Annotated in this window: 17 protein-coding genes and 1 pseudogene; 6 read left to right on the forward strand and 12 right to left on the reverse strand. The window is 72.7% G+C overall.

Going from position 1 to position 17,849, the window contains the following annotated elements:
• Window positions 1–1,443, forward strand: a complete 1,443-nt coding sequence (gene zwf, locus ABEA34_RS12910) for a glucose-6-phosphate dehydrogenase (protein ID WP_345521701.1) — start codon at window positions 1–3, stop codon at window positions 1,441–1,443.
• Between the two features lie 3 nt (window positions 1,444–1,446).
• Here the strand turns inward: zwf and ABEA34_RS12915 are convergent, their stop codons facing one another.
• The 8 genes from ABEA34_RS12915 to ABEA34_RS12950 are packed head-to-tail and all read right to left on the reverse strand — an operon-like array spanning window position 1,447 to window position 7,535.
• Window positions 1,447–2,295: an acyl-CoA thioesterase domain-containing protein gene (locus tag ABEA34_RS12915; protein ID WP_345521702.1), complete on the reverse strand. Its 849-nt coding sequence runs from the start codon at window positions 2,293–2,295 to the stop codon at window positions 1,447–1,449.
• Window positions 2,292–2,906, reverse strand: coding sequence for a DUF3558 family protein (locus ABEA34_RS12920; protein ID WP_345521703.1), 615 nt, complete (start codon window positions 2,904–2,906; stop codon window positions 2,292–2,294). The genes ABEA34_RS12915 and ABEA34_RS12920 overlap by 4 nt, the downstream gene beginning before the upstream one ends.
• Complete coding sequence (locus tag ABEA34_RS12925; protein ID WP_345521704.1) at window positions 2,858–4,273, reverse strand: HAMP domain-containing sensor histidine kinase; 1,416 nt, start codon at window positions 4,271–4,273, stop codon at window positions 2,858–2,860. The genes ABEA34_RS12920 and ABEA34_RS12925 overlap by 49 nt, the downstream gene beginning before the upstream one ends.
• Window positions 4,270–4,974, reverse strand: coding sequence for a response regulator transcription factor (locus tag ABEA34_RS12930; protein WP_345521705.1), 705 nt, complete (start codon window positions 4,972–4,974; stop codon window positions 4,270–4,272). The genes ABEA34_RS12925 and ABEA34_RS12930 overlap by 4 nt, the downstream gene beginning before the upstream one ends.
• Window positions 4,975–5,020: 46 nt before the next feature.
• Window positions 5,021–5,899 (reverse strand): fructosamine kinase family protein, encoded by an 879-nt coding sequence (locus ABEA34_RS12935; protein ID WP_345521706.1) that lies wholly within the window; start codon window positions 5,897–5,899, stop codon window positions 5,021–5,023.
• A complete protein-coding gene (locus ABEA34_RS12940) occupies window positions 5,896–6,390 on the reverse strand; it encodes a low molecular weight protein-tyrosine-phosphatase (RefSeq protein ID WP_345521707.1) in 495 nt (164 codons plus the stop codon). Before ABEA34_RS12940 ends, ABEA34_RS12935 begins: the two co-directional genes overlap by 4 nt.
• A gap of 3 nt (window positions 6,391–6,393) precedes the next feature.
• Window positions 6,394–6,798, reverse strand: a complete 405-nt coding sequence (locus ABEA34_RS12945; RefSeq protein ID WP_345521708.1) for a phage holin family protein — start codon at window positions 6,796–6,798, stop codon at window positions 6,394–6,396.
• Between the two features lie 41 nt (window positions 6,799–6,839).
• Window positions 6,840–7,535, reverse strand: coding sequence for a GntR family transcriptional regulator (locus ABEA34_RS12950; protein ID WP_345521709.1), 696 nt, complete (start codon window positions 7,533–7,535; stop codon window positions 6,840–6,842).
• 78 nt (window positions 7,536–7,613) lie between these two features.
• Here ABEA34_RS12950 and ABEA34_RS12955 point away from each other — a divergent pair, with 78 nt between their 5' ends.
• A complete protein-coding gene (locus tag ABEA34_RS12955; protein ID WP_345521710.1) occupies window positions 7,614–8,504 on the forward strand; it encodes a dimethylarginine dimethylaminohydrolase family protein in 891 nt (296 codons plus the stop codon).
• Window positions 8,505–8,528: 24 nt separating this feature from the next.
• On the opposite strand, the gene ABEA34_RS12960 is transcribed toward ABEA34_RS12955, so the two are convergent.
• On the reverse strand, window positions 8,529–9,863 hold the full coding sequence (locus ABEA34_RS12960; protein ID WP_345521712.1) for a carotenoid oxygenase family protein: 1,335 nt from the start codon (window positions 9,861–9,863) through the stop codon (window positions 8,529–8,531).
• A gap of 61 nt (window positions 9,864–9,924) precedes the next feature.
• Here ABEA34_RS12960 and ABEA34_RS12965 point away from each other — a divergent pair, with 61 nt between their 5' ends.
• Window positions 9,925–10,515 carry a TetR/AcrR family transcriptional regulator gene (locus tag ABEA34_RS12965; RefSeq protein ID WP_345521713.1) on the forward strand — a complete coding sequence of 197 codons (591 nt, stop codon included), beginning with the start codon at window positions 9,925–9,927 and terminating at the stop codon, window positions 10,513–10,515.
• A gap of 18 nt (window positions 10,516–10,533) precedes the next feature.
• Here the strand turns inward: ABEA34_RS12965 and ABEA34_RS12970 are convergent, their stop codons facing one another.
• Entirely contained in the window at window positions 10,534–10,968 is a 435-nt protein-coding gene (locus ABEA34_RS12970) for a hypothetical protein (protein WP_345521714.1), read from the reverse strand.
• A gap of 78 nt (window positions 10,969–11,046) precedes the next feature.
• Between ABEA34_RS12970 and ABEA34_RS12975 the strand changes: the two genes are divergently transcribed.
• Both ABEA34_RS12975 and hisC read left to right on the forward strand, forming a co-directional pair.
• Window positions 11,047–11,601, forward strand: coding sequence for a VanZ family protein (locus ABEA34_RS12975; RefSeq protein ID WP_345521715.1), 555 nt, complete (start codon window positions 11,047–11,049; stop codon window positions 11,599–11,601).
• Between the two features lie 13 nt (window positions 11,602–11,614).
• Window positions 11,615–12,682: a histidinol-phosphate transaminase gene (hisC, locus tag ABEA34_RS12980; RefSeq protein WP_345521716.1), complete on the forward strand. Its 1,068-nt coding sequence runs from the start codon at window positions 11,615–11,617 to the stop codon at window positions 12,680–12,682.
• Window positions 12,683–12,726: 44 nt separating this feature from the next.
• Here hisC and ABEA34_RS12985 read toward each other — a convergent pair.
• Together ABEA34_RS12985 and ABEA34_RS12990 are read right to left on the reverse strand one after the other, a co-directional pair.
• Window positions 12,727–13,887: pseudogene (locus ABEA34_RS12985) on the reverse strand (MFS transporter); the annotation flags it as partial.
• On the reverse strand, window positions 13,884–14,459 hold the full coding sequence (locus ABEA34_RS12990) for a helix-turn-helix domain-containing protein (RefSeq protein WP_345521717.1): 576 nt from the start codon (window positions 14,457–14,459) through the stop codon (window positions 13,884–13,886). The gene ABEA34_RS12990 and the pseudogene ABEA34_RS12985, both read right to left, overlap by 4 nt.
• 121 nt (window positions 14,460–14,580) lie before the next feature.
• On the opposite strand from ABEA34_RS12990, the gene ABEA34_RS12995 reads away from it, so the two are divergent.
• Window positions 14,581–17,844: a transglutaminase family protein gene (locus ABEA34_RS12995; protein WP_345521718.1), complete on the forward strand. Its 3,264-nt coding sequence runs from the start codon at window positions 14,581–14,583 to the stop codon at window positions 17,842–17,844.
• Window positions 17,845–17,849 lie beyond the last annotated feature (5 nt).

Below are 17,849 nucleotides of genomic sequence, written 5' to 3' on the forward strand. Positions count from 1 at the left end.
ATGGAGAACCCGCACGTCATCGTGCTCTTCGGTGCCACCGGCGACCTGGCCCGCCGCAAGCTGTTGCCCGGCATGCTGCGCCTGTGGGAGGCCGGCCTGCTCGACGACTCCCGCATCGTCGGCACGTCGCTCGAGGACATCGACACCGAGACCTTCGTCAAGATCGCGCGGAGCTCGTGCGACGAGTTCGGTCACCGACCCGTGACGGACGAGCGCTGGGAGCCGTTCTCGGAGATGCTGACCTACGTGCCGCAGTCCGCCGGCCCCGAGGCGCTGGCCGCCGCGGTGCGCGAGGCCGAGGCCAAGGTGACGCAGCCCGGCCGCGAGACCAACTTCCTGCACTACCTGAGTGTGCCGCCGAAGGCCGCCCTCGACGTGGTCCGCCAGCTCGACGAGGCCCACCTGGTCGAGCGCTCCCGGATCATCATGGAGAAGCCGTTCGGCACCGACCTCAAGAGCGCGAGGAAGCTCAACGCACGGCTCCACCAGGTCTTCGACGAGTCGCAGATCTTCCGGATCGACCACTTCCTCGGCAAGGAGGCGGCGCAGAACATCCTGGCCTTCCGCTTCGCCAACGGCCTCTTCGAGCCGATCTGGAACCGCAACTTCATCGACCACGTGCAGATCGACGTGCCCGAGACCCTCGGCCTCGAGGACCGTACCAAGTTCTACGAGTCGACCGGCGCCTACCGCGACATGGTGGTCACCCACCTGATGCAGGTGCTCGCCTTCATGGCGATGGAGCCGCCCACCTCGCTGGCGCCGGGACCGATCAGCGACGAGAAGAACAAGGTCTTCCGCTCGATGCGGCCGCTCGAGCCGCACAACGTCGTCCGCGGGCAGTACAGCGGCTACCGCCAGCACCACGACACCGCCGACGACTCCGACACCGAGACGTTCGTGGCGCTCAAGGTCGAGATCGACAACTGGCGCTGGGCGGGCGTGCCGTTCTTCCTGCGCACCGGCAAGAAGATGGCGGAGGGCGCGCGGATCATCTCGATCGCGTTCAAGGAGCCCCCGCTGACGATGTTCCCGTCCGGCTCCAACGCCGGGACGCAGGGCCCCGACCACCTCACCTTCGACCTGGCCGACCAGTCGAAGATGTCGCTGTCGTTCTACGGCAAGCGGCCCGGTCCGGGCATGAAGCTCGAGAAGCTCTCGATGCAGTTCGCGACCCACGACACGAGCTCCGCCGGTGCCGTGCTGGAGGCCTACGAACGGCTGATCCACGACGCGATCCGGGGCGACCACACGCTGTTCACCACCGCCGACGGCATCGAGACGCTGTGGGAGAAGTCCGCGCCGCTGATCGAGAACCCCGCGCCGGTGCGTGCGTACTCGCCCGGCAGCTGGGGGCCCAACGCGATCCACCAGCTGATCGCGCCGCACGCCTGGCGACTGCCGTTCGAGCGCTCCTGGCGCGACCCCAACGCGACCGGCTAGGGACTAGACCCGCGTCGCGCGCCGCTGGCCGTCGTCGGAGTACTCGACGCCGCCCATGTCCACCGTGCGCTGCGCGTTGGCGAGCGCGGCGACCGTGACGGTGCCGAGCGGTCCGACCCGGTCGAAGACGGCGGTGGTGCCGGACGCGATGCCGTCGTGCTCGACCCGGTCGGTCGCGAGCAGGCCGATCTCCACCCCGACCGGCGTCCGCGCGAGCGTCAGCGCGATGTCGGTGTTGATGTACTCGACGCCGTTCGAGCCCCAGTTGGTCACCATGCTGGCGCCGTCGGCGGCGGCCGCGACGGCCTGGAACGGCGTGAGCGGCTCGTCCGGCACCACGGGGATCGCGCTGCTCCAGGAGGCCTTGCGGTCGGCGTTCTGGTGCTCGGTGAAGTTCTGCGACCACGGCGACGAGGACCGCAGGTAGGGCACCCGCGGCTCGTCGGTCTCCGGTGCCACGTCGAGCGGCGGCGGGGAGGGCCGGTCGTCCGGCTGCCAGACCTCGCCCGGCGCGGTGGCCGACGGCTTCAGGAACGTCGCCGACGCCCGTGCCACCCGTACGTCGCCCTGCGTCAGCGTCACGTCGACCAGGCAGATCCGCGACCCCTCGCGGACCACCGACGTCTCGAACGTGCAGGGCCGCATCCGCGCCGCCTTGAAGAGGTCCACCACCCACCGCGCCGGCCGCAGGTCGGTGCGGCCGGTCGCCTCCAGGCACTGCTCGGCGGCCCGCGCGAGGGCGCCGCTCACGGCCACCCCGTGCAGCTGGTCGTCGCTCCACATGCTGCAGGCGAGCGCGGTCGGGACGAGGTCGTCCCCGTCGTGGGTGAAGAAGGAGATCTCGTCGGTCACGGGGACATTGTGGGGGACTGCCCCGGCGTCGACGTCGGCGCGGCCTCGGCGAGGGCCGCGAGCAGCGCCTTCGTGCCGGTCACGACCTGCGCGCGGTCGTACGGCGTCGGCTGGGCGGCGTTGACGCTCTGCACCAGGCCGCCGGTCTGGACGAACCCGGTGACCAGCACGCCGGCCTTCTTCGCGCTCACGACCAGGCGGGCGGAGTCGGCACCCGCGACGTCGACGGGCTTCAGCTGCGCGCCGGTCGCGCCCATGGCGTCGAGCGCCGCGTCCAGGCCGCCGTCGAAGTAGAGGTAGCTGACGTCGTACGCCGCGCCGCCCTTGGCCGCCGGGGTGAACGTGCACCGCGGTGCGTCGGCGGTCCCCGCGTTCTCGTCCACGTCCGCGCCGACCAGACGGCTGACGGCCTTGGCCGTGAGCGCGTCGCAGGGGCTCCAGCCGACGCCGGCGATGGCGGAGGCGTCGGGCGAGGACGCGGTGGACGGGTCGGAGCCGTCGGAGGAGCAGCCGGCGAGGACGGTCGCCGCGGCCGTCGCGGCGACCAGCATCAGGGCGCGCATCAGGCCGGGGTCCAGTCCGGGACGGGCGAGGCGGCGCCGGGCAGCCACAGGGTGAGGCGGGCGCCGCCGCTGGGCGCGTCGTCGGCGGTGACGTAGCCGGAGTGGCGCTCGGCGACCTGCCGGACGATCGAGAGCCCGAGCCCGGAGCCGGACATCCCGCGCGACTCCTGCGAGCGGTAGAACCGGTCGAAGACGTGCGGACGGTCGGCGGCGGCGATGCCCGGTCCCTCGTCGTCCACCGTGAGGGTGCCGTCGAGCAGCCGCACCGTGACCCGGCCGTTCTCCGGGCTCCACTTGGCGGCGTTGTCGAGGAGGTTGGTGACCGCCCGCTCGAGCCCGGCGGACTCCCCGATCACGTACCAGGGCGACATCTCGATGTCGAAGGACAGGCCGGGCGCCCGGCGGCGGACCCGTGCGATCACGCGGTCGACCAGCTCCGGGACGTCGACCGGCTCGACCACGTGGGTGAGGGGCTCGTCGCGAGCCAGCTCGACGAGGTCGCCGATCAGCGTGGTGAGCTCCTCGATCTGCGCGTGCACGTCGTCGAGCAGCTCCGCCCGCGCCTCGGGCGGGAGCCCGACGCCGTCGGTCCCGTCCACCTGGCTGAGCAGGTCGAGGTTGGTGCGCAGCGAGGTGAGCGGCGTGCGCAGCTCGTGGCCGGCGTCGGCCACCAGCTGGCGCTGCCGGTCGCGGGAGGCGGCGAGGGCCGCGAGCATCTGGTTGAACGCGAGGGCCAGGCGGGCGATCTCGTCGTCGCCCTCCACGGGCAGCGGACGCAGGTCCTCGGTGCGGGCGATGTGCTCGGCGGCGTCGGTGAGCCGGCGGACCGGACGCAGGCCGTTGCGAGCCACACCCCAGCCCGCAAGGCCTGCGCCGATCACCCCCGCGAGGCCGAAGAGCAGCATCACGGTCCCGAGCTTCGCCAGCAGCGCCTCCTGGGAGTCGAGGGGCTGCATGATCACCATCGTCGAGCCGTCGTCGCGGTGCACCGCCGCCATCCGCCACCGGGTGCCGTTGCTGCTGACCGTCCGGATCGAGGACTTCTTCAGGTCCTTGGCCACGGCTTCCTCGGGGGCGCCCATCAGCCGCTTCATCTCGGCGGTGTCCTGGGCGCGCACCACGCTGCCGCCGACGCTGTCGAGGCAGGCCACCCAGACGTCCGAGGCGCCGAAGTACTCCGCAGGCACCTCCAGCCTGGGGTCGCACACGATGGCGGTCTTGGTGGTCTCGGCGCGGTGCATCAACGAGTCGTCCAGCGTCGCCTGCAGCTGCATCCGCACGGTGATGTAGGCGCCGAGCGCCATCAGCGCGACCGTGGCTCCGGCCGCGAGCGTGGTCAGGATCGTGACCCGGGAGGCGAGCGACCTGCGGTAGTGCCAGCGGCCGTCCGGGTCGGGAGGTGGCAGGACGGTCACGATTCCTTCAGCACGTAGCCGACACCGCGCACGGTGTGGATCAGCCGGGACTCGCCCTCCGCCTCGGTCTTGCGGCGCAGGTAGCCGACGTACACCTCGAGCGAGTTGGCCGTCGTCGGGAAGTCGTAGCCCCACACCTCCTCGAGGATGAAGGACCGCTCCAGCACCCGCCGCGGCCGGCGCAGGAACATCTCGAGCAGCGTGAACTCCGTGCGCGTCAGCTCGATCGCGCGCTCGCCGCGCCGCACCTCGCGGGTGGCGATCTCCATGGTGAGGTCGGAGAAGCCGAGGACCTCGTCCTCGTCGTCGTCACGGGGTACGGCGCGCCGCAGCAGCGCCCGCAGCCGGGCGAGCAGCTCCTGGAGGGCGAACGGCTTCGTCAGGTAGTCGTCGGCACCGGCGTCGAGGCCCTCGACGCGGTCGCCGACGGCGTCGCGCGCCGTGAGGACGATGATCGGCAGGTCGTTGCCGGCCTTGCGCAGCGCCTTGGTCGCCTCGAGCCCGTCGAGCCGCGGCATCATCACGTCCATCACGACGACGTCGGGGTCGGTGGCGGCGATGCGGGCGAGGGCCTCGGCGCCGTCGCCGGCGAGCGAGACGTCGTACCCGTTGAACTCGAGGGAGCGTCGCAGCGACTCACGGACCGCCTTGTCGTCGTCGACGACGAGGACCCGGGGGCGGGGAAGGGGCGTGCTGCTCACGGCTCCACTCTGCCAGCCCCGCCTGAGTCGGTACTGAGAACAGATCTCAGAGGTACGTCGCGGCTGCCTGCGCGGCGCGGGCGGCGTACCCGCCGCCGAAGTGGCAGGCGTGCACCAGCAGCGGGAAGATCTGGTGCAGCGCCGCGCGGTCCTGCCAGCCGTCGGCCAGCGGCCGGGTGTCGGAGCAGGCCTCGGCGTAGGCGTCGAGCACGCGCGGCAGGTGGGGCAGGCCGAAGAGCGTGAGCATCGCCAGGTCGGCCTCGCGGTGCCCGCCGTACGCCGCCGGGTCGATCATCCAGACCCGGCCGTCGAGGCCCCAGAGCACGTTGCCGTTCCAGAGGTCGCCGTGCAGGCGCGACGGCGGCTCGTCGGGCACCAGGCCGGGCAGCTTGGCGACGAGGGCCTCGATCGTCGCGGCGTCCTGGTCCTCGGCGGCACCGCGGTCCCGGGCCAGCTTGAGGTAGGGCAGCACGCGCCGTACGGCGTAGAACTCGCCCCACGAGTCCGCCGGCCGGTTGGGCAGCGGGAGCTTGCCGATGTAGCCGTCGCTCTCGGCCCCGAACGTGTCGGCGCCGGCGGCGTGGGTGGCGGCCAGCTCGCGGCCGAAGGTGGCCGCCGCGTCGATGGACTGCTTGCCCGGCTCGATCCACCGGATGATCACGCACTCGTGGTCGGCGCCCAGCACCTCGGGCACCGGGGCGCCGCCGGCGGCCGTCGCCTCGCCCAGCCAGCGCAGGCCGGCGGCCTCGTCGGTGAAGAAGTCCTCGGGGGCGTGCGGGAGGGTCTTCATCAGCGCCGTGGTGCCGTCGCTGAGCCGCAGCCGGGTCGCGGTCGCGATGTCGCCGCCGGCGACGGGAGCCGTCGCGATCACCGACGTCCCGAGGAGCTCCTCGGCACGTCGGGCCACCAGCGGCTGCCGGGTCACGTCCGGTCGGCCCAGGGGCGTTCGTGACGCAGCGCGTCGATGATCGCGGACGCCGTCCGTTCGACCATCGTCAGCACCTCCTCGAAACCGTGGTCCCCACCGTAGTACGGGTCCGGCACGTCGCTCCCGGGTTCGCGGGGGTCGAGGTCGCGGAACTTGCGGATGCGGTCGGTGCGCCCGCCCACGTCGGCGAGGTTCGCGTCGTCCATGACGAGGACCAGGTCGACGTCGTCGGCCGGGTCGTGCTGGCGGGCACGGTGCCGCGAGGCGTCGTACCCGGCGGCGGTCAGCGTCGCCGCCGCCCGCCGGTCCATCGGATCCCCGACGTGCCAGTCACCGGTGCCGGAGCTGGACACCTCGACGACGTCGCCGAGCCCGGCATCGGCGAGCCGCTCCTCGAGCACGACGTGGGCCGTCGGGGAGCGGCAGATGTTGCCGAGGCAGACCAGCTCGATGCGGTAGCTGCCGGGCGTCCGAGCTGCGGGGAGCACCGGTCAGTACGCGGGCGGGTGCTCGGTCCGGTCGCCGAAGAGCAGCCCGACCACCCAGGTCACGATCGTGATCACGATGGCGCCGCCGACCGCGGTCCAGAACCCGTTGACGTAGAAGTCGATGTCGAAGAGCCCGGCCAGCCACTCCGTGAAGAGCAGCATCAGCGCGTTGATCAGGAGCAGGAAGAGCCCCAGCGTGATGATGATGAACGGGATCGACAGGAACTTCAGGACCGGGCTCACGAACGAGTTCACGATGCCGAGGATCAGCGCGACGAACAGCAGCGGCCAGAACTTGCCCTGCCAGTCGTCGGACCCGCCGAAGCCGATGCCGTCGAAGATCCAGGCCGCCACCGCGAGCGCGATCGCGTTGGTGGCCAGCCAGCCGAGGAACTTGAGGAGACCCACGGGACCACCCTAGAGGGTCGGCGCCCTGTGCACAGGCGGGTTCAGAGCCCGAGCGCGGCGAGGATGGACGTCTCGGCGTTCTCGAGGTGCTTCTCCAGGAACGTCTCGGCACCGTGTACGTCGCCCCGCTCGAGCAGCATCACCAGCGCCGTGTGGCTGTCGGCCTGGTCGTGGGCGTTGCGCCGGATCCGGTCCACCTGGGCGAGGGCGAGCTTGAGCTCGACCATCAGGCTCTCGGCCATCGCGACGAGCCGGGGCGAACCGGTCAACCCGACGAGGGAGACGTGGAAGGCCAGGTGCCGCTCGTTGAGCTCCTGGTACGTCGCGCCCGCGCGGACCGCGCTCGTGTAGCGGACCAGGGAGGTGCGGACGGCGTCGCGCAGCGTCTCGTCGGCGGTCGGCCAGCGGCGTACGCCGTCGCCCTCGAGCACCAGGCGCGCCCGGCAGATGTCGCGCACCGACTCCGGGTCCGGGGTGCTCACCGAGACGCCGCGGTTGGGCTCCCGCGTGGCCAGCCCCTCGGCGACCAGCACGCCGAGGGCCTCGCGGACGGTCGGCCGGGAGACGCCGAGCGACTCCGCCAGGGCGATCTCGCGCAGCGGCGTCCCCGACTCGAGCTCCCCGTCGAACACCGCGCGGCGCAGCTCGTCGGCCACGCGGTCCACGGTCGAGCTGAGCTCGAGGTGGAGCGTGCTGAACGGTGCCCCAGGGTGGCGCGGCGCTCCGGGTTCGGCCATGCGGGACATTGTGCTCTACACTCGCCATGTCAGATTGTCCGACAATCATGCAATCACGATGTCACCGGGGAGGGATCCATGGAGCTGGCCTGGGGTCGCACGTACGTCATGGTCGAGCCGACGCACTTCCGCGTCGACTACGTCATCAACCCGTTCATGGATCCCGACGACCAGCCCGATCCCGAGCTCGCGATGGCCCAGTGGCGCGCGCTCGTCGCCACCATCGAGCGCTGCGGCGGCACCGTGTCGGTGCTGCCCCAGCGATCCGACGCCCCCGACATGGTCTACGCGATGAACCTCGGCCTCGGCGTGGTCGCCGAGGACGGCACCCCGCAGGTCGTGATGTCGCACATGCGCTACCCGCAGCGACGGATGGAGACCGGGTCGGCCCAGCCGTGGTTCGCCGAGCACGGCTTCGCGACGTCGTACGTCGGCCGCGACGGCGTCGGCGCCCACCTCGAGGCCGGCGACGCGTTCGCGTTCGGCGACGCCCTGGTCGTGGGCTACGGCCCGCGCACCGAGGAGCTGGCGCTCAAGCACCTGGCCGCCGACCTCGGCATCCGGGTCCGCGGGCTGCGGATCACGCACCCGGGGATGTACCACCTCGACCTGGCCTTCTGCCCGCTCGACGAGCGCCGCGCGATCGTCTGCCCATCCGCGCTCGACGAGGAGTCCGCCGCCGCGCTGCTCGCCCTGGTGCCCGAGCCGCTGGTGCTGACCGAGGAGGAGGCGCTGACGACGTTCTGCGCCAACTCGATCGTCATCGGCTCGACCGTGATCATGCCGGCGTGCCCCGACCGGGTGGGCGCCCAGCTCGAGGAGTGGGGCTTCGAGGTCGTCCTCCTCGACCTGTCGGAGTTCCACAAGGGCGGCGGCTCGATCCGCTGCCTGACCAACCCCGTCGACGTCCGCATCGGCCGGGACCTCCCGTCCGTCCCCGGCGGCGAGGTCGTGCTCCCGGCGGTGTGAGGCGGGCGGGTCTGCCCCGAGAGGTCAGGCCGTCGGCGCCCAGTTGCCGTGGAAGCCCGCAGGCACCCGGCCGGGCAGGTGGACCGCCGCGACGTCCTCGAGGGTCTCGGCGTCGAGCAGCACGAGCGAGCTCCGGCCGACCGCCGGGTCGAAGACGTAGCCCATCAGGACGCCCTGGTCCTCGGCCGAGTCGGCGGCGGACGGCACGAAGCAGAACTCGCTGACCTCCCGGCCGGCCCCCAGCCGTCGCTCGACGGTGGTGCCGGCGACCAGGTCGTGCTTGAGCACCGAGTCGCCGGTGCGGACGCCGGCGGCGACCACCCCGGCGGCGTACCCGTAGCGGTGCCGCCGGCCGGTGAGCCGCTCGTCGTGGCGCGGGAACTCCTGGCTGTGCTCGTCGAAGCGGTGCTCGCGCACCTTGCCGGCGGCGGTGTCGATGGTGAAGCGGGTGAGGTACGCCGGGCCCTCGTTGGGGCCGGTGAAGTCGGTGGCGAACATCCGGTCGTGGCGGACCACGTCGATGACGACGTCGGTGCCCTCCTCGTAGGCGTTCAGCGTGTGGAAGACGTAGCAGGGGTCGATCTCGAACCACCGCACGTCGGCGCCGCTGCCGTCGCGGGGGAGCAGCCCGATCCGCGCCGGGTAGTCGGCATCCCACGAGTACGGCAGGGTGCGGGCGGTCCCGCCGCGCAGCGTCTGGTCGATCAGCCGGTCCGTCGCCTGGAGCGGTCGCGGCAGCTCGCCGGCGACCATGCCGAGGTCGAACGTGACGGGCAGGTCGTAGACGACGAAGTAGTGCTCGGTCAGTGCGCAGTCGTGGATCATCGGGCTGCCGGTCACCTCGATCTCGACCTGCTGCCGGACCCGGCCGTCGGTGCCGACGACGGAGTAGTCGACGAGGTTGCCGCGGGTCCAGCTGTACGAGAGCGCGTGGAGCTCGCCGGTGTCCGGGTCCGCGTGCGGGTGGGCGGTGTAGCCGCCGGTCACGGTGCCGAGGTCGCACGGCCCGACGGTGTCGAGCTCGTGCGTCAGCTCGTACGGCGTCGCGCCGGCCTCGACGACCGCGAGCGTGCGGCCGGCGTGCTCGAAGACGTTGGTGTTGGGCGCGAAGTCGTCGCCCTGCGGGCGCACGTAGCGGTTGCGGTACCACCGCGCGCGCCCGTCCTCGAGCCGTACGCCGTGCACCATCCCCTCGCCGAGGAACCAGTGGTAGCCCTCCCCGGGGTCGGTCGCGGGGTTGGGCCCGATCCGCAGGTAGCGGCCGTCGAGGTGGTCGGGGACCACCCCGGTCACCTCGAGGTCGAAGGCGGTGAGCTCCTCGTGGACGGGAGCGAAGCTGTCCTGCAGGTAGCGGTTCATCCGGGCCTCCATAACGACGTTATGAGCAAGCACGATAACGCCGTTATGGCAGGCTGGCAACGTGTCCGAGGAGCCGAGCCCCACCGACGTACGCCGTCGCCTGATCGAGGTCGCCGCCGACGTGCTCAGCGAGGAGGGCCCGGGTGCGCTGTCTGCCCGCCGCCTGGCCCGGGACGCCGCGACCTCGACGATGGCGGTCTACACCCACTTCGGCGGGATGCCGGGACTCGTGCGCGCGGTCGTGACGGAGGGCTTCGCCCGGCTCTACGACCGGGTGGCCGAGGTCGAGCCGACCGACGACCCGCTGGCCGACCTGGTCGCGTCGGGCATCGCCTACCGCGCCCACGCGCTGGCCGACCCGCACCTCTACCTGGTCATGTTCGGCTCCGCCTCCCTCGGCCGGTACCGCCTCACCGAGGCCGAGCTCGAGATCGGCCTCGCCGCCTTCAACCAGCTGGTCGCGGCGGTGCAGCGGGTGATGGACGCCGGCGTGATCCGGTCGGACGACCCCGGCGCCGTGGCCGGCCAGTTCTGGGCGGCGCTGCACGGCTACGTGATGATCGAGCTCAGCGGGCTGAGCCACGTGGTCGACGACCCCGAGGGGCAGATCCTGCAGCCGTTGCTGGGCAACCTGCTGAAGGCGCTCGCCTGATCGCCCCGATGGCGGCACTCAGGGGCAGCCGGCGAAGAGCTTCCACCGCGTGGACGTCTCACCCTCGTCCGGCTTGCTGACGACGGCGATCGCCCGGCGGTAGGTGCGCAGCGTCGGGTCCTGGTCGCACCGGACGAACCCGGTCAGCCGGATCGTCACCTTGCGACGGGCCGGGGGCGAGCACGAGGCGCAGTCGCTGACGAGGATGCCGCGGCCCACCGCCTTGCGGGTGCCCCAGTGCTTCCACTTCAGCTTGTCGAGGTACGCCGCGGAGCTGTACGCCGTGAAGATCCGCTTCGGCCGCACCTCCGGGGTGCCGAGGTTGTAGTAGACCGCCTGGCCGGCCTTCGGCGCGTCGGGCGCGGGCAGGGCGGTGGCCGAGTGGGGGGCGAGCACTGCACCGAGCAGGGCGAGGACGAGGAGCACGGCTGATCCGGTGCGGCGCAAGGACATGGCCGGAGCGTAGGACGGCGGGGGCGGTTCGGGGCACGGAACGGCAGGTGATCCAGACCGCCCAGTAACGTCGGGGGCGTGTTCCCGGTGGGTGGCGTGGGCGTGATGCTGCTGCTGGTCGCCGTGTCGGGACTGCTCTGCGGGCTGCTCGCCGTGCTGCTCCAGCGGCGGGTCGGCTGGCTGTCGGCGCTGTCGATCGGGGGGTTCGTCTGGTCCATCGCGGTGATCGGCTCGATCACGCTGATCCCGGCGAACGGCGCCCCGGGCATCGTGTCCGCCGAGGGCCGGATGACGACCTGCTCGTGGGACATCGGCGGCCCCGCGCCCGACGGATTCTGGATCTTCTCCGGCGGCCAACGGCTGCTCAACATGGTGGTGTTCGTGCCCGCCGGCGTCCTGCTGGTCCTCGCCTGCGCGCGCTGGCGGGCCGCGTGGGTGCTGGTGCCGCTCGGCCTGGTCGCGCTCGCGGGCTACTCCGTCGGCATCGAGGCCACCCAGCTCGCGCTGGCCCGGATCGACCGGGCGTGCGACGTCACCGACGTGATCGACAACGTCACCGGTGCCGCGCTCGGCGTCGCCGTCGGCATCGTGCTCGCCCTGCTGCTCCGGCCGTGGCGAGCGCGACGCACCTGACTAGCCTGAACCCATGAGCACCCCGCAGCCCCGCGCGAACGTCGCCGAGATCCCGCCGTACGTCGCCGGTAGGCCGCCGACGGTCCGACCGGGCATGACGTCGTACAAGCTCTCGTCCAACGAGAACCCCTACCCGCCCCTGCCCGGCGTGGTCGAGGCCGTGCAGGCCGGCGTGGGCGCGATGAACCGCTACCCCGACATGGGCAGCACGGCCCTCTACGCCGCGCTGGGCGAGAGCTTCGGCGTCCCCGTCGACCACCTGTCGGTCGCGACCGGGTCGGTGGGGCTGATCTACCAGCTGGTGCAGGCCTTCTGCGACCCCGGTGACGAGGTCGTCTACGCCTGGCGCTCGTTCGAGGCCTACCCGATCGCGGTCACGGCCGCGGCAGCGACGTCGGTGCAGGTGCCGGTCCTGGCCGACGGCCGCCACGACCTCGACGCGATGGCGGCGGCGGTCACCGACCGCACCAAGATCGTGCTGGTCTGCACCCCCAACAACCCGACCGGGCCGGCCGTCACGCAGACCGAGCTGGACGCCTTCCTGGCGAAGGTCCCCGGGCACGTGCTCGTGGTGGTCGACGAGGCGTACGTCGAGTTCGTGCGGATGGACGACGCGGTCGACGGGATCGCGACGTACCGGCGCCACGACAACGTCGTGCTCACGCGCACCTTCTCGAAGGCCTACGGCCTTGCCGGCTTCCGGGTCGGGTACGCCGTCGCGCCGGCCCCGATCGCCGGTGCCCTGCGGGCCGTGTCGCTGCCGTTCGGCGTCTCGACGATCGCCCAGGCCGCGGCGATCGCGTCGCTCGAGCGGTCGGCCGAGCTCTTCGAGCGGGTCGACGAGCTGGTGGCCGAGCGCGCCCGCGTGGTCGCCGGCCTGCGCGAGGTCGGCTGGGACGTGCCCGAGCCTCAGGGCAACTTCGTCTGGTTCGGGCTCGGCGACCGGACGGCCGAGTTCGCGGCCGCCGCCGACGAGGCCGGCATCGTCGTCCGCCCGTTCGCGGGCGAGGGCGCCCGGGTCTCCATCGGCGAGGACGAGGCCAACGACCGGCTGATCTCGGTGGCCGCCGCCTTCCGCTGATCGAGCTCGCGCCAGCGCGGGTCGACCGCCGGCAGCATCGTCACCAGGAAGTACGCCGCGCCGACGACCAGCAGGGCCGGTGCGAGCCCGACACCCGCGACGAGCAGGCCGCCGAGCACGCCGCCGAAGGGGATCAGCGCGAAGCACATCGCCGTGGTCAGCGCGGAGACCCGGCCGGTCAGGTCGGCCGGGATCCGTTCGAAGATGACGGCGCCGAGGATCGGGTTGATGAAGCCGGCTGCGAAGCCGGCGACCGCGCAGGTGCCGACCACGAGCCACAGCGGCGCCTCGAGCGCCATCACCACGAAGCGCGGGGCGCCGGCCAGGAGGAACGTCACCAGGTACGTCTTCCGCCGCGGCATCCGGGCGGCCCACGCCGACGCGCAGAGCGCGCCGATCGCCGCGGAGCCGCCGAAGCACGCGAAGAGGAGGGCGACGCCGTTGGCGCTGCCGACGACCTCCCGGGACCACACCGGCACCAGCACCGTGATGTAGGCGGCGTCGAGGAGGTTGGTGAGCGCGACCATGACCGTGATCCCGAGCAGCACCCGGTCGCCCCGGAGGAAGTCCCACCCCGCGCGGAGCCGCGCGCCGTACGACGCCGGATCGTCGGCCTCCGTGCTCCGCACCGTGCGGAGCGCCCGCGTCGTCGCACCCAGGACCAGCGCCGAGGCGCCGAACGAGAGCGCGTCGACCACCAGCGCGTCGGCGGCCCCGAGGACCGCGACCAGGCCGGCGGCGCCGGCCGCACCCAGCAGGCCGGCGGTGCGCTCGACCGTGGAGTGGAGGCCGGTCACCCGCTCCATCGGCACGCCCGCCTCGGCGGCGACGACCGGCGTCAGCGCTGCCTTGGCCGCGTCTCCCGGTCCCCGCAGGGCTCCGGAGAGGACGACCAGCACCAGCAGCCCGGAGAACGACAGACGACCCGCCTCGTGCAGCAGCGGGATCGCGCCGACGACCAGCACCGACAGCAGGTCGCAGGTGATCGCGACCCGGCGCGCGCCGACCCGGTCGATCACCGGCCCCGCGAGCACCTTGAGCACGACCAGCGGCAGCATCTCGGCCAGCGCGACCAGCCCGGTCTTCGTCGCGCTGCCCGTCGTCGTCAGCACGAACCACGGCAGCGCGACCATGGACACCCGGGTGCCGGTGAGCGAGATCGCCTCGGCGGTGAGCCAGCCGTAGAGCGGACGTCGTCGGCTCACGGCTCCTGGCTCCCGACCTTGCCGGGGTAGGGGAACGCGTTGAGCTGCAGCACGTACGGCGCCGCCTCGTCGTCGTCCTCCTCGTCCCCGATCTCCTTGATCGCCTCGATCAGCTGCTCGATCACGGCCCGGGCCTTGCGGGGCGTCAGCTGCACCACCCAGTCGCTGTACGTCGTGGCGTCGCGCCACTCCTCGGGCAGCAGGGGCAGCTCCTCGACGGAGCGCTGGAGCCGCTCGGTCGTCACGACGACGACCGACTGCAGGTAGGCGTCCAGCGTGGCCCGTGCCTCCGGCTCGGCCGGACCCGCGGTGTCCGTGGTCGTCACCCGGTGCGCGGCCTGCCACCACCGGTCGCGGGCGTTGCCGAGCTCGGTGGCCTCGGCGACGAAGCCGGCCTGGGCCAGCTGCCGCAGGTGGTACGACGTCGCGCCGGTGTTGAGGCCCAGCCGGCTCGCCAGCGTGGTGGCGGTGGCCGGCCCGTCGATGCGCAGCAGGCCGAGGATCCGCACCCGGACCGGGTGGGTCAGCGCCTTCATCTGGTGCGGCGTCGGGGTGATCGAGGTGAGGTCCACCCCGTCACCGTACGACTGCAAACAAATCTTTGCAAATAGTTCTTTGCAGAATTGTCGGGGGAGGCACCTCAACCCCCGGACGGGTTACCTTCCCGCAACGGAAGCCGGGCAGGCTGGGCACATGTCGGTGAAGGTCGCGCTGGAGCATCGGACCACCTACACGTTCGCCCACCCCGTGAACGTCGCACCGCACGTCGTCCGCCTGCGGCCCGCGCCGCACGCGCGGACGCCGATCGAGGCGTACTCCCTGACGGTCAGCCCCAGGAACCACTTCCTCAACTGGCAGCAGGACCCGTTCGGCAACTGGCTGGCCCGGATCGTCTTCCCCGAGAAGGTGAGCGAGCTCGACATCACCGTCGGCCTGGTCGCCGACCTGATGGTGATCAACCCGCTCGACTTCTTCGTCGAGGAGTACGCCGAGCGGTTCCCCTTCGCCTACGAGCCGGCCCTCGCCGCCGACCTGGCGCCGTACCTCCGGCCCGTCGACGAGAGCGACGCGGCCGCGTCCTGGCGTCAGGCGCTGCCGGCGCTGCCGGCGGACGGGATGCCCATCGTGTCGTTCCTCGCCGGGCTCAACTCCGCCGTTCACCGCGACGTCGCCTACTCGGTGCGGATGGAGGCCGGCGTGCAGGCGCCCGACGAGACCCTGCGCCTCGGCATCGGCTCCTGCCGCGACAGCGCGTGGCTGCTGGTCAGCCTGCTGCGGCAGTACGGCCTGGCCGCGCGCTTCGTCTCCGGCTACCTGGTCCAGCTCGCCGCCGACCCCGACAGCATGGTCGGCCTGGACGGCCCGACCGGGACGGCCCAGGACTTCACCGACCTGCACGCGTGGGCGGAGGTGTTCGTCCCCGGCGCCGGCTGGGTGGGGCTCGACCCGACCTCCGCGCTCTTCGCCGGCGAGGGCCACATCCCGCTGTCCGCGACCCCCCACCCGAGCGCCGCCGCACCGATCGAGGGTGCGACCGACCCGGTCGAGGTGAGCTTCGCGTTCCACAACGAGGTGCGCCGCGTCCACGAGGACCCACGGGTCACGAAGCCCTACACCGATGCCCAGTGGGCCCGCATCGACGCGCTCGGCGAGGCCGTGGACGCGCGGCTCCGCGCCGGCGACGTCCGGCTGACGATGGGCGGCGAGCCGACGTTCGTCTCGCGCGACGACGCCACGACCCCGCAGTGGAACACCGACGCCGACGGTCCCGAGAAGCGCGAGCTCGCCAACCAGCTCGCCGACCGGCTGCGCCAGGTCTACGCCGTCGGCGGGGTGGTGCACCGCGGCCAGGGCAAGTGGTACCCCGGCGAGCCGCTGCCGCGCTGGAACATCGCGCTCCAGTGGCGCACCGACGGCGTCCCGCTCTGGGAGGATCCGGACCTCTTCGCCGACCCGTGGAGCGAGAAGGCCGACCCCGAGGCGGAGGCGAACGCCGAGGCGCTCGCCCGGCGGGTCACCGAGAGCCTGGGGCTGCCGCCCGAGCAGCTGCGCCCGGCGTACGACGACCCGCTCGTCGCGCTCGTCGCCGAGGTGCGCAAGCCGCTCGGTGAGCCGGTGGGCGAGGACGCGGACGTCCAGGAGCTCGACGCCGAGGTGTCCGAGGTCCGCGGCTGGGTGCTCCCGATCGCGACCGGCGAGGACGACTGGACGAGCCCGGTCTGGCGGTTCCGCCGCGGCCGGCTGGTGCTCACCCCCGGCACGTCGCCGGTCGGGCTGCGGCTGCCGCTCGACGCGATCTCGTGGACCGATCCCGAGCACCCCGGCGAGCCGTCCTACCTCGAGTCCGGGCCACCGCTGCGCCCGATCGTGCGCGGTGTCCGGCTCGCCGAGCCCGAGGGTGCGCCGACGACCGCGCTGACCTTCGAGGCGCGCGACGGGCACGTGCACGTCTTCCTCCCGCCGACCGAGCGGCTCGAGGACTACACCGACCTGCTCCGGCTGGTCGAGGTCGCCACCCGGCGGATCGGCTGCCCGGTCGTGCTGGAGGGCTACGGCCCGCCGCCGGACCCGCGCCTGACCCAGCTCGTCGTCACCCCGGACCCCGGCGTCATCGAGGTCAACGTGCAGCCGACCGCGAGCTGGGCGGCGCAGCGCGACCTCACCACGACGCTGTACGACGCGGCGCGGCACTGCGCCCTCACCACCGAGAAGTTCGACGTCGACGGCCTGCACACCGGCACCGGCGGCGGCAACCACATCACCCTCGGCGGCACCGAGCCGATCGACTCGCCCCTGCTGCGCCGGCCCGACCTGCTGGTCAGCCTGATCACCTACTGGCAGCGGCACCCGGCGCTGTCGTACCTCTTCTCCGGCCGCTTCATCGGCCCGACCAGCCAGGCGCCGCGCTTCGACGAGGGCCGGCCGGAGGCGACGTACGAGATGGAGATCGCGTTCGCCGAGATCGCCCGCCTGGTCGCGGAGCAGGACGGCGGCGAGGTCCGCCCCTGGCTCGTCGACCGCGCGCTGCGGCACCTGCTGACCGACCTGACCGGCAACACCCACCGGGCGGAGTTCTGCGTCGACAAGATGTACAGCCCGGACTCGTCGCGCGGGCGGCTCGGCCTGCTCGAGCTGCGCGGCTTCGAGATGCCGCCGCACCCGCAGATGGCGCTGGTCCAGGCGCTGCTGGTGCGCAGCCTGGTCGCGATGTTCTGGGAGCAGCCGCTCACCGCGCCGCTGGTGCGGTGGGGCACCCGGCTGCACGAGGACTTCCTGCTGCCCGAGGGCGCGATCAACGACATCGCCGAGGTGGCGGCCGACCTGCGCGCGTTCGGCATCCCGTTCGAGGAGTCCTGGCTGGACCCGTTCACCGAGTTCCGCTTCCCGCGCATCGGGCTCGCCACGCTCGGCGACGGCATCGAGCTCGAGCTGCGGTCCGCGATCGAGCCCTGGCACGTGCTGGGCGAGGAGGCGACCGCCGGCGGCACCGCGCGGTACGTCGACTCCTCGGTCGAGCGGCTCCAGGTGCTGGTCCGCGGGATCGACCCCGCGCGCCACCTCGTCACGTGTCAGGGTGTCCACGTGCCCCTGACCGCGACCGCCGGTGGACCGGCGTCGGGCTCCTACGCCGGCGTCCGCTACCGGGCCTGGCAGCCGTGGTCCGCCCTGCACCCGTCGATCCCGGTGCACGCACCGCTGCGCTTCGACGTGGTGGACACGGTCTCCGAGACCGCGCTCGGCGGCGCGACGTACCACGTCGTGCACCCGGGAGGCCGCTCCTACGACCACCCGCCGGTCAACGCCCAGGAGGCGGAGGCCCGGCGCCTCGGCCGGTTCGAGCCGCGCGGTCACACCGCCGGCCGGATCGACGTCGCCGCGGCCGTCGACGCCGGCCGCCTGGCCGCGACCGAGGACTACCCGCGCCTGCTCGACCTCCGACGGGTCCCGCCCCGGTGACCCAG

Origin of the sequence: Nocardioides conyzicola, assembly GCF_039543825.1 — a bacterium.
In the GTDB taxonomy this organism is placed as follows: domain Bacteria; phylum Actinomycetota; class Actinomycetes; order Propionibacteriales; family Nocardioidaceae; genus Nocardioides; species Nocardioides conyzicola.